The following is an 18398-nucleotide window of genomic DNA, read 5'->3' on the forward strand; positions in this document are numbered from 1 at the left end:
AATAAGCATTAGCAATTCTGCGTTAGATAAACGCAAAACGATCTGTCAGTTAAAATTGAATTGTAGGGAGATTAAAGATATAAAAACCCTTTAATTTACAAAGTGAAATGTATAGTAATTCCTTAACTTTCCTTTACGGAAAACCTCATTATCCAATTAATACTGCTAAGGCGTACCCTTATAATTGACTTTTAAAATAAAACGGTATACCCAACTTAAAGCCAAAGCGTAAATCTTTGTCTTCACTATTAGGGGATTTACTCAGATCAGACCGGTCTGCAAAAAACTGTAGCGTGGCAAAATTCTTTTCCTTAGACTTTAAATTTATCAAAATACCTAAACGCATATTGTAAATCTCACTATCCTTGCCCTTACCGGTATCAAATTCAACATGACTATAGCCTATTTGTCCAAATAAACCGAAGTGTGTACTTGGATATAGATAAGCTTCTACACCAACAGACGTTTTCAAACCATAATTATACAGTTGACCATCGGTATTATAATTACCTTCAATTTTATTCGGATTTGTAATTATCCCTGTACTTAATGTATCACCTATAGTAGATGGAAATTCATAAGTTTGTTTTTTAAACCCATCTACATTAGACCCTCTTGCTATTTGCCCAGTTAATCTAGTGTAAAATGTTTTTACCATTGAGTAAGATTCAGGCTTAGTTTGATAGAAATAACCAACTTGCATATCAACACCAAATAAATCTCCAATTGCATCATTAAACTGTTTATTAAAAGGTAAACTTTCATTAAATGTATAAACCTTTGATATGGTCTCACGTGTATAAAAGGGTGACCCACCAAAATAAATTAACTTTTTACTATTCCAATAAGGTTGTGCTTGTTCAATTTCTGTAGTACTTATAATGTCCGTAATTGAATCTATTGAGGTTAGTGTCTTTTCATATAGAGTGATTGCCTTTTCAATATCATAAGATTCCAGTTTTAAGTCATGTATATTTTCAGAGCTTTCAGGTTTAATTGGTAGAGTTACCTTCTTGGCATCATCATCTTCAATTATAATTGATTGAATTACGACTGCTGATCTTGAACTAATTTTTTTTTCCTTGATAAAAGTATTTACATGAGCAGAATCAACTTTTTCAACAAAATCACCCTCTAATTCTAAAACATAGTCATACTTTTTTACAGCTGCATTTAATTCCTCAATTGTAGATTCTAAATTCTCTACAGGGATACCTTTATGCGTCAACAAAATCCAAGAATAATGATAGTCTTTTAATAAATCTGCAATCTTCTTTCTCTTAGCTGTCTCAATTTTATAAAACCCTCTCTGAACCTTTTTATTCTTAATTGGTTTAAAATATTTTCGTGTTGACCAAATTGAATGAAAATAATTAATAGAAATTTTAGCATCGGTACTACCGTTATTCTCATCAAAAAAATAAATACCTTTATCTGTAGTACTAAAATCACCTTTAGCAGTAACTAGATAATGTTGCCCAGAAAAAATACCTCCACTTAAAGAAATTTTATTTTTATCTTCATTAAAAGTAGCTTCTAGTCCTTCACTAGGGCTTGTTTCACCAAGTAACAAGTAAGATAAATCTTTTAAAATAAGCTTATCAAAAGAGTAGTCTGAAACTAACTTTTTCGAGGCTAATTTAACATTCACACCCTGTTCTAACTCAATATATTGATTAAAAACAAGCGTTTTATCATTCTGAGCAAATAATCCAATAGAGAAAAATAGAAATAGTACATTAATTTTCATAATAAGGTTGGTTTTGGTTAATACTCAAAATTAACAGCAATACCTACTACACACCATACCCAATAAAGGGTATATTACACTACAACAAACTCATTATCAGACAAAAACACAGACACAGGCCGATGATCACTAGAAATAGTCTTACTGTTAGAATCAGCATTCACCCGCTCAAAAATCTCATGCTCCACCTGCCCTGCTTTCGCATTCACCTTTAAAGGAAAACTACCATTGCACAAAGGTTGGCTCACTAAAATATGATCAATAAGCAAAGGATTTTTACTAGCTGGAATCTTAAGAATGGGATCTCTAAAGCGTGCTGTCCAGCGCAGATCTTTAGCCACATCAAACAGCACGTGGTTAAAATACTTTTCGGCCATCAAAACTTCTCCTTGCAGATTCTGTATCAAATCAAAAAACAGATAATTAGATTCAAAATAATCCTGCCCAGGACCATCATTACAATCTCCTAAAATCACTAAAGCAGGAGCTTCTAATTGTCTAAACTTCGCATCTACATAATGCCTAATATTACGCGCTTCCGTAGCAAGTTTCACCCGGGCTTTTAAAGCGGTGTTAACATAAGCTCCCGTAAGGTTCTTTTCAGCATCATAAGTAATACGTTCTTTATTAATCTTAGATTTAAGGTGTACACCAATGCACTCAATCTCCTTACCGTTATCTAATCTGTAAATAAGAACTTGCGGCTGACGGAAATGCTCGTGATCGTCGCGTTCAAATTGTCCCCAATAATTCACCTGCCAATGCTTACCACCAATAAAGGACTGCCAAACAATGGCGGCTTGGATTCTACATTGAGCCAATACCGTAGGCTTTACCAAATACCATAGCCACTGCGTACCACGCATATCGTAACCATAATCCCGATCCCGATCTCCCACAGCATCATTTGAGCCTTGTAACAACACAGGCACCCAAGCATTATCTAAGACCTTATGGCAAAAATCAATAATCTTGGCTTCTCCCTTAGGACCTTCAACCATTAATAAAATATCTGCGTTAATTTCAGTAATAGTGGCTTTTACACGCCTAATGCGCTCTAAGATAATGGAAGAAGGATCGTCTTCAATAAGTTGCTGACTGTGTTTTACATTCCAGGTCGAAATCTTTAATGACATAATTCAGTGGTATAATGTTCAATAGGGATAAAATGAATAGCTATTGGTATAGCAAACCATACCCTATAAGGGGTAATTTTACTATCGTGTGTCAACAACCAATTATAATAATTCTTACGGTTAAGGAAGCCGTATTTAAGGGATGTATTAAAATTACTAAAAACAGCTAAACCACTAACAACAAACAAGATAAAACGCAAAATTTAGCTTTGTAATACATTTTATCTTATAACTACAGCGTAATAATACAAACCTAACCGAGTTACAATGAAGCATAAAAAAACCCTGTAAAGGATGATCCCGACAACGTAGGAACCAACGATTTTCAGAAATAATGAGCAATAACTACCTTTAAGCTATTATATCTAGGATTGACATACAATTAAATTAAAGACCTAAAAACAATAATGCATTAGCGAATGGTGCTTTAGCGAAATGCTAAGCATTCATGAAAACCTATTTAATAAAATAAAAACCTTATGAACTAAAATGAACACAATAAACAACAAACACCACCCTAATTTAAAAACATCCAGTGAAGTGAAAAGGAAAACACAAAAAAAGAGGTATTCAAAATTGAATACCCCTCTGAATTAATCCCTAATTCATTTAATAGCCCTTATTTGTCCCTCTAAGGTAAGAACACGGCAAATTTAATTCTTAAAAAAGCAGATCCCTTACTGTTTTCCGTAATGCCCTATTTTATTTTTAAATAAGTCCTAAATCCTTTACAATAGCCACTAAATGAATGGCATTATTTGCTTTAAATTGAATGCGTAATTTATTCAATCTTTTTTCTATGGTGCTCAAGCTATTTGGACGGATAGCATTAGTTTTAAACTGATGGCTTATATCTTCTTGTGATAAGCCATTAGACAATAATTTTAGTAATTGGATATCATAATCATAGATTTCCATGTCACTTTTTGGACTCATGGCTTGCGCTACTTGTGGTGATAAATAGCGCTTTTTTTGAGCCACCATTTTAATAGCTTCTTCTAATTGAATAGAGCCTTTTCTGTCTTTGCAGACATAGGCATTAACAGTATGCTGATTAACCAATGCTCTTACTTTTTGTAAATGGTCGTTCATAGAATACACTATAATTGGTAACTCAGGAAAGTCTTTACGTAAGGCGGCTATTAAATCTTCGCCAGACTCAAAACTAGCATTACGATGATCTTTTTTAAAAGATAGGTCTGTTATCACTAGATTATAATCATTACCGTCAAGAGCGGCTCGTTTTACTTTTAAAAACGCATCATCACAGTATTGCGCAGTATCTATGGTTTTAACGTTGCATGCCGTTAAAACCTGATGGACGCTTTTACTAATAGCATCGTGATCGTCTACAATTAAAACCTTTTTAAACATCGCTAAATAATAATTTTTATTTTAAATCCTTTATTTGGTTGCGTATCAAAAGTAACTGTTCCATTTATTGAAACAATACGGTTTTCCACATTCTGCAATCCTGTATGCTTTTTAAAGTCACTTCCAACCCCATTATCTGAATATGTGATTACTGTTTTCTTCCCTTCGGTCTTAAACATTAAAACGGCCACAGAGGCCTGACTATGTTTTTTCATGTTAATTAAAAGCTCTTGTAACACTTTATAAATTGTAGTTCTTTTTATTTTAGAAAAGGTTTCCCAATTAATATCTGCACTGCCCTTATCTAAAACACTTGTAGTAGCATCACTATAACTTAATACCAAATCTCTTATGGTATCTACAAATAGTCCTTCGCCTTCTATAACATTATATTCCTTGGAAATGTCTCTGGTCTTATCGTAAATGCCTTGTAAATCATCTATTAATTGTATATTAGCTAGATCTTCACTTTCTAATTTGGTCATAAATTGAAACACATCATTGGCAACATCATCATGTATTTGTTTCGAAATTCTAGACTCAGTATCATAGACTTGCTGTAACTTTTCTTTTTTGTGCTTGGAGTTTAAAATAAAGTAGATAAATACGGATAATAACGCAATAAAAGCCGCTACAATAATGGCTATTATAGTGCGTTGTTCTTGCTGCTCTTCTAAGATCTGACTCTCTAAAGCTTTTCGTCTATATTCTGAATGATCATATTTTAGTAAAGCGAATTTATTTAAACTCTCTTTTTCAAACTTCAACAGACTATCATACGTTTTCTTATAATCTTTGGCGTATTCATTATCACCTAATTCAACCAGAAATCCTAAAGCATCCATTTGATAAGACATACTGTTGAGGCGATTTGCTATGGTAAGCGCTTTTAAAGAAAACGCTGTTGCTTTCTTAATATTTGATTGATCCCTATAGTATTCAGATAAACTCCTATAACTCGCATAGATACTTTTATAGTCTTGTTTTGCTACACGAAGTTTTAGCGATTCTTGTAAAAGCTGAAATGCATTATCGTCATTCAACTTAAAGCTTACATAGCCTAAATTATCTAAAACAAGGGCTTTTGTTAGTGTATCTGTTTTTGTTGAAAAAAGGGCATATGCATCTTGTAAATACGTTTTAGCACGATCATAGTCTTGCTTGTCTTTATAAATATTTGATATATTATTATAAAGCACAATACTATCCTTATTAGATTGTGCAAATTTCAGCGCTTTATTGTATAAACTTGAAGCTACAACAGCGTTATCACTTTCAGTATACAATAGACCTAAATGGTTGTTTAGACTTTTCCTTAAGTTAAGATTATATGCTGTTGGTTTTACTTTATCTAATAGTTTTAAACCCTCAATTGCTGTGTTTTCACTTTCATTGTAAAATCCTACTTTATAAGTAATACTTGCTAAATTATACAAGCAATATATGGTACTAACGGTATCTTTATTCTTTATTGCGGAATTCTTAGCGTTGTCAATAAAGCTATACGCGTTGGAAAGATCAATTGGTCTTTTAGGTCTCTCAACTAAGTTTATAAAATAGGATAAGCTATCATTGGCTTGCTGTGCATAGGTATATGCACTTGTTATAACAAAAAAAAAGAGGAATGCTATTTTGGTTAATTTCATTCCTCTAAATTATAATAAAATAGTTATTACCCTATATTTCTTGAAGAAGAACGAGGTGAACAAAGTTCTCCATTACCATCACAATAAGACTTGGTATTTATTTTGAAATAACCACCCTTGAGACCTCTGGTATTCAATTTCGTAATGCTTTTATAAAAGTCTAATACTTATATTGTTATTATAACTAGAATGCTATTTAGCCTATCCATTTATAAATAAAAAACAGATCCCAATTTACTCTACCGTTTCCGACTGCGATCTACTTTACAACGTCTGCATCGCGATAAATACGTTACCGAAATTTCATAGACACCATTAGTCCGTCCTATTTTAGACGTATTCACATCATACGACAACCCAAATCTTAAAGCGTCATATTCTAAACCTAGAAATCCATTGATGGAAGTTAACACATGACTATTGGTATCATTTTTAGCCGGATTTGTTGCTGCTGTAATACCAATAAGAAACTGATTGACCATAAACAAAGAGCCAATATCTAAACGGTTATATTCTCCTTGTTGCATGTAATTGGCCGTCATCATAATATTGTAATCATTCATAAAAGGAAAGCGAAAATTGCCATGTAACGAATAGAAAATATCTAATGGTAATTCTTCTCCATCTACAAATGAAATATTAGGACGATTAAGATGCTTAGCAGAAGCGCCAAACCAATACGTTATGCCATTGAATTCTGCTCTTTCAAAAACAATACCAGCAGAAATATCTCCGAAGAACACATTATTGATAGTATTACTCAAAGGATCTACCGAAACAGGATTTACAACCCCTGAATTAATATTTATTTGATCTGCTAACGTGAGGTTACTAAAACCAACATCCTTAAAACCAAACCCCACTTCTAACGCTGGTCTAAAATACCAACCTCCATCTAAGTTAACGCGATGCGCATAATTAACATTAAACTGATAATAATTGTATTTACTAAAAGCCTCGTGCTGTCTTAAAAAATTGGCACCAATACCAAAACCAAGGCTAGGTCCATAATCATACGATTTATTAAAATACGCATATTGAGTATCTACTCTTAAATCTAAATTAGGCCATTGTGTTCTGCTTAAAACTCCGGCCGCTACTCTATCACTATCTTCAAAACCAGAAAACCCTGGGTTTAATGTTTCTTGTATATAGTTAGATTGTGTAAAAATTGGATCTTGTGCTTGGGCTTTAAAACCGACTAAAACCAATAGTGTAATTATTATTCTTTTCAATGTCATTTTGGTTTTATTTGATATATACAAAAGCTCCTTGTTTCTTAATTACGTCTCCATAAAAAGTTTTCGATGTGAAGGTGTAATAGTAATTTCCATTCTCAGCAAATTCCTCTTTTACTTTGCCATCCCATCCTCTAATGCTATCGCCAGATTCTTGATAAATAAGACTTCCCCAAGTATCATAAATACTAATTTCTAAAGTATTAAGTCCTATATGAACTGGCCCGAAGAAATCATTCAATCCATCTTCATTTGGTGTAAATGCATTTGGCATTATAAGTTTATAGCCCTCCTCTATATTAAGGGTTATCATTTTAGTGTAAACACAACCAAACGCATACGTTACGGTTTGTGTTACCACATAACTACCGACTTCAAAATAGGTGTGTATAGGATTATCTTCTGCTGAAAAGCTACCATCACCAAAATCCCACAATACACTTTCGTAAACTCCAGTTGCTTCATTAATAAATTCAATAGGATCTTGAATGGCATAAACCCCAAAATTTAAATACCCAAAGGATGAGGTTGTAAAATCTGCATCTCCTAAAATAGGAGTCGATACATTTAATGAATAATTGGTGGTACAACCAAGACTATCTTCAACTTCTAAGATGACTAAACCGTCTAAATCGGTTGTCATTAACTCATTATTTGATCCACTAACGGTTCCACTAGACCAATTGTACTCAAAGGGTGGTACTCCGCCACTTGCCATGGCCACAAACGTCTGATTTAAAGTATGTGCTTCACAATCGACCTCAACTTGAGTTTCTACAGCTAAAACTAAAGGCTCAAATCTATTTACGATCCAACTGCCTTCAATCTCACAACCATTGGCATCCGTAACATTTGCCACGTAGGTATTTGGAGGGATATCATCTAAATCTTCCGTTAGACTTCCGTTAGACCAAACCACATTAAATGGAGGTGTTCCGCCTTGTATGAGTAAATTTATAGCACCACTATTAGTATCATCACAATCTAAAGCATCAGTGACATTGGCTGAAAGTTCTAAAGGCAAAATATTAAAAATGGTAAAACTACCTTGGATGACACAAGGTGTACCATCTGTAATGGTCACCGAATAGGTTCCTGGCGCTAAATTATTACGCTCTGTCCCTGCGATTGGATCATCATCCCAAACAACCGTTACAGGGTCGATTCCTCCAACAAAATTTAAAGCAATACTAGCATCGTTTTCACCAGAACACGTCATTTGTGTTACCACAGGATCTATTAAAAAGATAGGCGCTTCATCTATAACAATAGGAAACTGACGTTCACAATTTTCTGCATCAGTAATGGTTATAGTATAAGTACCAGCCGACAAATTGGTTTGATTATTTCCTGTTCCGAAATTGCTCCAACTTACCCCATAAGGAGCTACACCTCCTGAAATATTATTTATGGTAATTGAAGCGTCATTATCTCCGTAACATATAATCTCAGTAACCGTAACATCAATATCTATTTGGGTATTTTGAAGCACTTCAACCTCTAACATATCGGTACAACCAGAATCGTCTGTTACAGTGATATTAAAAATCCCAGCAACTAACGTATCAATATCTTCATTGGTACTTGTAAATCCGTTAGGACCTGTCCAAGCAAAACTATAATCTGTTCGACCACCAACCACATTAACCGCTATCGCTCCCGTTGCGTCTCCAAAACATAGCACATCAGTTTTTGTATCTAAAGTGACTTGTAATAATTCAGGTTCTTGAATCGTAAAACTCTGTGTTATAGGTCCACAATTATTATCATCTGTAACTGAGATCGTATAATCACCAGGTCCTAGATTTGTTACATCTTCATCTGTTGAAAATGGAGAACCATCTAATGTCCATGTGTAAACATAAGGTAAGGTTCCACCAATAATATCAATACCAATAGTTCCATCATTAGCTCCAAAACACGAAATGGTTTCTGGATCAAAATCTACGGAACTAAATACTAACTCATCAGGCTCGGTAATGGTAAATGTTTCTGAATACGGACAACCTCCATCATCTTGAATATTTAACGTATAAGAACCTGCTTCAAGATTAGAAATATCTTCGTTACTGCTTGTAAAACCATTTGGCCCTGTCCAGTTAATCATATATGAATTTCCTGAAGCGAATGGTATACCTCCAACTACTGTAATGTTGATAGAAGCTGTATTTGACTCAAAACACGTATTATTTACAACTATTGAACTCACAGAAATTGACGGATTAACAGTGACAACAACATCAAAATCTAAACCATTACAGTTTCCTGAAACCGGAGTAACTGTATAAGTTACTGTTGCTGGATTGATCGTTGCATTCTCTAAAAATTGAGACACCGTTGCTATTGGAGTTAGCTGCTCTGTTGCGCCAGTAATACTTCCTGCAGGACTTACAACTGGAGTCGTCCAAGTATATACTGTATTTAAGGGAACGATATCACCAGTATTGGTCGTGTCTGGAACAAATTGAAATGTATTACCACTACAAATCAACAGAGCTGAATCGTCTATAATTGGTGTTTCGTTGACTATAATTTCTGCTGTATTTGATATGATTTCTGTACAACCACCAGAACTAAATGTGATAATAGCATAGTAATATAATGTTCCTATAGTATTAACCTCAGGGTTATAAGTCGCTGTAGTTGCACCTGCAATGGCAGTTCCTGTTGTAGTATCATCTACCGTATTTTGATACCATTGATAGGTTGCAGTTCCTGTACCATTGGTATAGCTTACTATTAAAGCTGCAGTGGTTTCACCTAGACACAACTCATCAGAAATAGGTTGCGCACTAAATTGTGCACCTGCACTGACTTCAACTTCACTAACTATACTTGTAACTTCACAACCCGAAACATCTTGTGATACCATACAGTAATAATACAATGTACCAACATCGGTTACAGGAGGTGAGTATATTGACATATTAGCTCCTGTAATAGGAGTTCCAGTTGTTGCATTATTTACCGTATTTACATACCATTGGTAAGATATGGTCCCTAAACCATTAGACACCATAACTTCTAAATCTACTGGTAAGGTATTCTGACATAAGCTTTGAAAAGCAATAGGCTCTGAAGTAATCACAGGATCATCTACAACTTCAATTTCTGATACAGCACTTGTCAATCCTGCACAACCATTGGCTGTATAACTAACCTCTACATAATAATAAAATGTTCCTGTACTTATAAATGAAGGAGGTGTATATGCTGAAGTCGTAGCACCTGAAATTAAGGTTCCACCTGAGTTTGTATTTGTAGTATTACTATACCATTGATATGACGCGACTCCTGCTCCACCAGATACAACTATAGACAGTTCTTCTGCTAATCCACCAATACACAAAGCCTGTGTACTTATAGGTTGCGTATCAACCTGAGTGGTATTTGCGACTTCAATCGCTGCAGTATCTGATGTAATTTGATTACAACCACCAGTAGAAAACATGATCACCACATAATAGTATGCTGTACCAACAATATCAGTAGGAGGAGTATACGTTGCTGAGGTTTCACCTGCAATTGCTGTTCCGCTAGACGTATCATCTATGGTGTTTTGATACCATTGGTAATTTGCAGTACCTGTACCTTGAAACGCTACAGATAAAGCATCTGCAGTGCCATTTTCACAAACCGAATTTGATATGGGTTGCGCTGTAATTAAAGGAGCTGCTTCCACTATAATATCAAAATTAACAGGTGCACCTGCGCAGCCACTTATTTCTGGAGTTACAGTATATGTTAATGTTACTGCTGAAGCAGATGTATTTATTAGTGTTTGTGCAGGAATCGTATTAGACGTTCCATTAGGAGTGTAACCCGTAATATTTGCTGGATTGTTGGAGGACCAACTAAATGTAGTACTCGCATTATCTGAAGTTAAGTTAATCGCTGTTGTCGTAGCGCCTGAACAAATGGTTTGTGTGACATCTGTATTTGTGATTGTTGGAGAATCGTTAATTGAAAAACTTTGGGTCTCTGTTGTGGTTCCACAAGAATTAGTGACACTAAACGACACTGTATAATCGCCAACGACTGTATAACTTACCGTTCCAGGATCTAATTGATTTGATGTTGCAGGAGATCCACCAGGAAACGACCAATTATAAGTTATTGTTTCTGAAGCTGAAGCACAACCATCAACAGCCGCAATTGGATTAAAAGTTAGTGAACCACAGGCATCAGTAATTGGATCTAATATAACTGTTGGTGGTCGTTTAACCTCAATAGTTTCGGTTGTTGAAAAATCGCCACATGAATTGGTAATCGTCATCGTTAATTCATAACTACCTGCTGTATCAAACTGAAACGACGGATTTTCTGAATTTTCATCTGTACCATTTGTAAAACTCCACGACTCTGTTAATCCGCAAAACTCAGGTGTATAATTAACTTCCCATAGATAAGTATCAGAACCACACGACTGAGACAAATCTGTTGTGTTTGTTATATTGACATCAAAAGGAATACAGCCCGAAGTATTACTCGGACTAAAACTTGCCACTAACTCAGGCTCGATACAAATTGTTTTACTTACAGGAGGTGTCGCTCCACAAAAATTTTCTTCGGATAATGTCACCGTATATGTTCCTGGAGATGTGTACGTATGCGTTGGATCTTCTAAATCAGAAGTTGTACCATCACCAAAATCCCATAAATGATTGGCTTGTTCTGTACAATTTGGGCCATAACCATTTTCTGTAGTATTTGTAAATTGAACCTCTGTATTTAAACAACTGGGTGACTCGAATTCAAAATCTACTTCTGGTAACGATAATAGTGTAATAGGACCTGCTGTAGAGATTGTATTTCCACATGACGTAAATATATTTAAAGCTATGATATATCCAGGATCAGGACAGCTAGATTCCGTATAAATATGAACTAAAGGAAACGGACTTGCTGCTGCAGGATTAGCTGGATCATAATCTGCAGATGAGGCAATTAAATCAGCTTGCGAATACGTTTCTTGCGTGCCATCACCATAATCTACATTATAGACGGTATCCTGAGGGTTTTCTCCCCAATCTGCAATGGTAAATCCTAAATCATTTACAGGTAAACATAAATTAGTGGTATTTCCAGGGTTAGAAACATTACCACCTGGATTAGTAGAGTTTTTAACAAGATATGTGTCATTGGTAATACATCCATTTGTACCATAGCCTGTAATCACCATATCAAAAGACCCTAAAATCGCATAGGTATGTGTTAATGGAAATGTGACATTTGATTGCGTATTACCATCTCCCCAATTAATATCATAAGACGTTACACAATTATCGGAAGGTGATACATTACCCACATTTATAGTGTATGTTGGATCTACTGTATTATTTCCACAATTATCAAATGGCAAAAATTCCTGGTCTATATCCTCAAAACTAAGATTAGGACGTTGCTTAACTCTTACTGTTTTTGACTGACTCTCTGTACAACCGTTACTATCCGTTATGGTTAACTCTGCTGTAAATTCTGAAAACCCACAACCAAAAGCATTATAACTGTGGGAAGGGTTCGAGTTTGAAGACGTTCCGCCATCTCCAAACGTCCAATCGTAAGTATAGGGACCATTTCCGGTGATACTAGATGTAAAACTTACAGGTGTACCTGAACACGCTTCATTATCAAAAGTAAAATCTACAGTTGGAGGGGAAGCAACGGTAACTGTAGCGGTACCACTCGCAGAAGATGTTCCATTAGAACCATCGCTAACAGATACTAATTGATATGTAAAAACACCAACTGTATTGGTGTTTACATTTATTGAAACAGAGGTATCAGTTCCTGTTGTTGAAACGGTTTGATTAGCCCCTCCGTTACGAGTATAAGTAAACGTATAAGGTGTTGGACCAGCAGCGCCTGTAAAGGTAATTTGTGGTTGTGGACTTTCATTCCGACAAACGGTTGAGGTTCCTGATATCGTAGCACTAGCAGGTAATGGAACGACCTTTACAATAAGTTCTTTGACTGCCTTATTTTTTTTAAAAACGCGATTGACACTATTAAATGCTCCTATTGCCCCAAAAACAAGACCGATAATTAATAGAAGACTATATTTCATTTTCCCCATAAAACTTTTATAGCTAATTACTTAAAGATTTTCAATGTAATTAAATTCCTCTTATGTCGTTATGAAATTTTAACATTTTTCGACAAGGCCATCTAATCATCCGTGAATGACACTTTTATGCTATTACTCAACGCGTAAATAAAAAACTTTTGATGCACACATAACATACCTATTATTGGGTATTTAATTAAAATGATTGCCTTTTTTATCTAAAAATATTAATTAATTACACCTCAAATAATCCAATTTTTAAAGCTCTAAAATAAGTTACAGATTATAGATTATTCCTACGATAACACGATAAAAAGCAACATCATAAATTCTTACATAATCCTTCATGAAAATACACTTAATCGGATTTATTTGCATTTTATAGATGTTTATTCGAAATAAATTCTATATTTGCCTCAGAATTATTTCGTTAAACCCCAATCTGATGAAAACAATTAAGTTAGTCTTTTATATCTTTTTTATAAGTTCCGCTCTTGTTTCTGCACAAGACATTAACCCTTCGGAAATTATGGAGACTAATAGTATTAATCCTAGTCTTTTAAATCAACTAAATAACTATAATACTAACATTGGATCTATAGGCGTCAACAACGCTTTACAACTTGAAGGGTCAAGTATTTACATTAACACACGTTCTCGCAGAGATCAGCAACTACTCAGAATAAGTATAGCTACTAATCACAATACTACTCATCACATTCATAATACCTCTATTAACACTACCGATGGTTTTTTAATATGGGGAAATAATGGCTCTAGCTCAAACACGACAGCTTCAGAAGTTACAGTGAATTTAAGCGCAAACCTCAATTCTACAATAACAACTGCTACATCTTATAGTGCAATGCAACGCATCTGGAAAATTATTGAGATTAGAGAAAATACACCAACAGTTAATTTAAAAATCCCGGAAACTGCATTTGCTAACACCACTGCTACTGGCAACTATTATATGCTTATATCTGATTCCGAAGTTTTTGATTCTAATGTAGATTACAGAATTTTAACCTCTGATGGAAACGGTAATTTAGAAAGCAACTATAGTTTTGATGGCACCTCTTATGTTAGTTTTGGATTTTCTCCTCAAATTTCGGAAGAACGTTCTATCTATTTTGAAGGGACTAACAGTTATATTGACGTACAGAACAAAATTGATTTAAATCCCAATGGTTTTACTATTTCAGCATGGATAAATAATGAAACTACAAACCCTTTAAGCACATCTATTCTTTCTAAACGCGATGTAGAATTTACTGAAGGTTATGATCTCACGCTTACTCCAAATAATAAGATTGAAATTCAATGGAAAAACCAAAACATTGAATCATTAGTTTCTCATACTTCGATTCCCAATAACGAATGGCATCATATTGCTGTTTCTTATAATGGTTCTGAAGTTTCTATTTACATTGATGGTGTTTTGGATCATTCAGCTTACAGAACAAATCCTATGACCAACAACGCATCATTTCTTATTGGAGCTGCCGGAAAAACGGCACCTATACAACATTTTAAAGGGAGTATTGATGAAGTCCGCATTTGGAACGAATTCTTAACTGAAGACCAAATACGCTTTATTATGAATCAAGAAATATCTAATAACTCTGGACAAGTTATAGGGAAAGCGTTACCACTTACAATTACCAAAAACGATATTAATACAATTCCATGGTCGGCCTTAGTCGCTTATTACCCAATGTCTCATTTTTCATATAAAACTGTTGTCGACGCTACAGGAAACGGACATAATGGTTTACTAAAACACCTTTTAACCGTTGACGAAGAAACGGCACCTCTCCCTTATATATCTGCTCAAGATGGTGATTGGAACCAACAAAGCTCTTGGAAAAATGGAGCTGTGCAATATGCGCCTGGATCGGCTTCCATAGTCGATTCTAATATCACTATAGACTGGTCTATTGTAAGAACAGCGCATCAATTATCAATGGATAATTCAACCTTACCCATTACCAAACAAAACAATAGAACTTTACTTAGCTTGTTTGTAGAAGCGAATCAATTAATACTTCCTGGAGACACTGCTTTAAACGAAGGGAATGGTCTAACGATTACGCATCATTTAAGTCTTACAGGCAAAATAGATTTAGAAGGAGAATCGCAACTTATTCAAACCCTTGATAGTGACTTAGATGTTATTTCTAACGGTGAAATTCAATGCGATCAGCAAGGTACATCAGATACATATACTTATAACTATTGGTCGTCTCCTGTTACCAAAACCAATTCCAGCACCGAAGGTTTTAAGATTTATGATGTAATGCTGGACGGAACAAACGCATCGAATCCTTTACCAATTAACTTTTCTTCATCTGGTTATAACGGAGCTCCAACGCTTCCTATTAAAATTGCAGATTATTGGATTTGGAAATACTCAAATAATCCAAGTAACACCTATTCCGCTTGGCAACATATTAGACGAACAGGAACCATTTTACCTGGAGAAGGTTTTACCATGAAAGGCCCAGGAACAGGCTTAATATCTACTCCTCAAAATTATGTCTTTAACGGAAAACCTAACAACGGAGATATTTCACTTCCATTATCCTCTAACAATGATTATTTAGTAGGAAATCCCTATCCTTCTGCTATTGATGCCGATCAATTTATTAGAGATAATGGTCTTGAATTATATGATAATACCTCTACCTATTCTAATGATGATCCTTTAATCAGTGGTACACTTTATTTTTGGAATCATTGGGGAGGAGGCTCTCATACAACACACGAATATCAAGGTGGTTATGCAACTTACAATTTATCTGGTGGAATTGCCGCGGCGTTCAAAAAAAATAATTACCCAGAATTTACGGATGGTTCGCCAACAAAAAGACCAAGCAGATCTATTGCTGTTGGACAAGGCTTTTTTGTTATTGGGAAAACCTCAGGTGGTATTAATTTTAATAATGGACAACGTATTTTTAAGAAAGAAGGTAACTCTGCGATGTTTGTAAGAAGTCCAAATGCCGATGCAAGTGAGGATTCTTATGAAGACGAAGATGATAGAATGAAATTTAGAATTGGTTTTAATTCTGTAAATACCATTAGCCGACAATTATTATTAACTATTGATGAAAATGCCACACCAGATGTTGATTGGGCTTATGATGGTATTTTGTATGAACAACAAATAGACGATATGTTTTGGCTCATTAATGATGAGTCTTATATTATACAAGCTAGTAACACGGCCGAAGCTTCAACAACTTTTCCTATTGGTATAAAAACAAATACCGATGGTATAAATAGTATAACTATTGATGCTTTAGAACATGTACCCAGCAACATGACTGTTTATGTGCATGATATGAGCTTAAATTTATATCATGATTTAAGTACTGGAGATTATGACGTTTTTCTGAATGCAGGAGAATATCTTGATCGTTTTGAAATCACCTTTAGTAACCATCAAGAAGAACTAGGTATCAATGACCATCTTATACAAAACGTTAATGTTATATACTCTAATGACATTGATAAAATAGTTATTGTAAATCCTAAATTTATTGAATTAAAATCGATGACTTTGTTTAATCTGTTAGGACAATCCGTATATACCAATACGTCTTTTCCTCAAAGTGATTACTCAGAATATAATATAGAAAATTTAAGTGCCGGAACTTATATTATTAAGTTACAAACAGTCACAGGTGCCGTAGCACCAAGAAAAATTATAGTTGAATAAATTGTTTAGTTAGTGAGTTAGTGATGCAAGAAAGTCTCAATCTTTATAAGATTGAGGCTTTCTTTATTTTACTTTATTTTAAAACCTCCAAAAGAGCATCAAAATCTAATTCTTGCTGTTCTCCTGAAGTCATATTTTTTAATGTGAATACACCAGAATTCAATTCTTCATCTCCAATTAAAACTACAAACGGAATATTACGACGGTTCGCATAATTCATTTGTTTTTTCTTCTGTTTACCAGAAATTGCTGCATCAGGAAACAATTCGGCTTTCACATTAGCTTGTCTTAATTTGGTTACAGCACCTAAACTATACAGCGCTTCCTTTTGTCCAAAATTGATGAACAATACTTTTGTAGATTCGGCAATTGTATCAGGAAATAATCCTAATTCTTCTAATACTAAATAAATACGATCTAAACCAAAGCTAATACCTACTCCACTCATGTCTTTAAGACCAAAGATTCCGGTAAGATCATCGTAACGACCTCCACCACCAATAGATCCCATTTTTACACCTTCTGGTGCAGACACTTCATAAATAGCACCTGTATAATAGTTTAAACCTCTTGCTAAAGTCACGTCTAATTGTAAAGTCGCTGTCTTTAGTTGTAAGTTTGAAATGGCTGTGTTTATAAATTCGAGTTCTTCAATACCTTTTAAACCAATTTCCGAAGTACTTAAAATAGATTTTAAACTTTCAATCTGATTTCCAAAATCACCTTTTAACGTGAATAATGGTTGAAGCTTAGTAATACCATCTTCAGAAATGCCTTTGCCACGCATTTCTTCTTTTACTTTCTCCTCGCCTATTTTATCTAACTTATCTAAGGCCACTGTAAAATCGATGAGTTTATCTTGTGCTCCAATCACTTCTGCAATACCAGATAAAATTTTACGGTTGTTAATTTTAATGGTTACACCTTCTAGTTTTAAAGCTGAAAAAACCGCATCATATAATTGCACAAATTCTACTTCTTGAAATAAAGACTTAGAACCTACCACATCTGCATCACATTGATAAAACTCTCTAAAACGACCTTTTTGCGGACGATCTGCACGCCAAACCGGTTGAATTTGGTAGCGCTTAAAGGGGAATTCTATCTCGTTTTGGTGTTGTACTACGTAACGTGCGAAAGGGACTGTGAGGTCGTATCTTAAGGCTTTTTCTGAAATCTTAGATGTTATTAAAGATTCCGATTTAGATGTGTAATCGTCATCTGAAATTTTCTTTAAATACTCTCCACTATTCAAAATTTTAAAAATCAAGCGATCTCCTTCATCTCCATATTTACCCATTAAAGTTTCAGAATTTTCAAAGCTTGGAGTTTCAATAGGTTGAAATCCAAAAATCTGAAACTGTTCTTTTATCGTTTCCATGATGTAAGAACGTTTTGCGACTTCTTCTGCGTTAAAATCTCTTGTACCTTTTGGGATGCTTGGTTTTTGTGCCATGTTTACT

At 34.6% G+C, this 18398-nt stretch carries 8 protein-coding genes; 1 reads left to right on the forward strand and 7 read right to left on the reverse strand.

From position 1 onward, the window contains the following. Window positions 1–178 precede the first annotated feature (178 nt). The 6 genes from HM981_RS14570 to HM981_RS14595 form a co-directional block, all read right to left on the reverse strand. Window positions 179–1750 carry a hypothetical protein gene (locus HM981_RS14570; RefSeq protein ID WP_179339537.1) on the reverse strand — a complete coding sequence of 524 codons (1572 nt, stop codon included), beginning with the start codon at window positions 1748–1750 and terminating at the stop codon, window positions 179–181. Window positions 1751–1824: 74 nt separating this feature from the next. Beyond that, the gene (locus HM981_RS14575) at window positions 1825–2886 is read right to left on the reverse strand and encodes an endonuclease/exonuclease/phosphatase family protein (RefSeq protein ID WP_179339538.1); all 1062 of its coding nucleotides are present in this window, start codon (window positions 2884–2886) and stop codon (window positions 1825–1827) included. Window positions 2887–3594: 708 nt separating this feature from the next. Then, window positions 3595–4260: a response regulator gene (locus tag HM981_RS14580; RefSeq protein WP_179339539.1), complete on the reverse strand. Its 666-nt coding sequence runs from the start codon at window positions 4258–4260 to the stop codon at window positions 3595–3597. Between the two features lie 2 nt (window positions 4261–4262). Continuing rightward, on the reverse strand, window positions 4263–5906 hold the full coding sequence (locus HM981_RS14585) for a tetratricopeptide repeat-containing sensor histidine kinase (protein ID WP_179339540.1): 1644 nt from the start codon (window positions 5904–5906) through the stop codon (window positions 4263–4265). Window positions 5907–6145: 239 nt separating this feature from the next. Further along, window positions 6146–7147: a PorP/SprF family type IX secretion system membrane protein gene (locus HM981_RS14590; protein WP_179339541.1), complete on the reverse strand. Its 1002-nt coding sequence runs from the start codon at window positions 7145–7147 to the stop codon at window positions 6146–6148. Window positions 7148–7154: 7 nt separating this feature from the next. Beyond that, window positions 7155–13211: a PKD domain-containing protein gene (locus HM981_RS14595; RefSeq protein WP_179339542.1), complete on the reverse strand. Its 6057-nt coding sequence runs from the start codon at window positions 13209–13211 to the stop codon at window positions 7155–7157. Between the two features lie 445 nt (window positions 13212–13656). Between HM981_RS14595 and HM981_RS14600 the strand changes: the two genes are divergently transcribed. After that, window positions 13657–16935 (forward strand): LamG-like jellyroll fold domain-containing protein, encoded by a 3279-nt coding sequence (locus tag HM981_RS14600; protein WP_179339543.1) that lies wholly within the window; start codon window positions 13657–13659, stop codon window positions 16933–16935. 73 nt (window positions 16936–17008) lie between these two features. Here the strand turns inward: HM981_RS14600 and hisS are convergent, their stop codons facing one another. Next, window positions 17009–18391: a histidine--tRNA ligase gene (gene hisS / locus HM981_RS14605; RefSeq protein WP_179339544.1), complete on the reverse strand. Its 1383-nt coding sequence runs from the start codon at window positions 18389–18391 to the stop codon at window positions 17009–17011. Window positions 18392–18398: the final 7 nt, after the last annotated feature.

Origin of the sequence: Winogradskyella ludwigii, from assembly GCF_013403985.1 — a bacterium.
GTDB lineage: Bacteria > Bacteroidota > Bacteroidia > Flavobacteriales > Flavobacteriaceae > Winogradskyella > Winogradskyella ludwigii.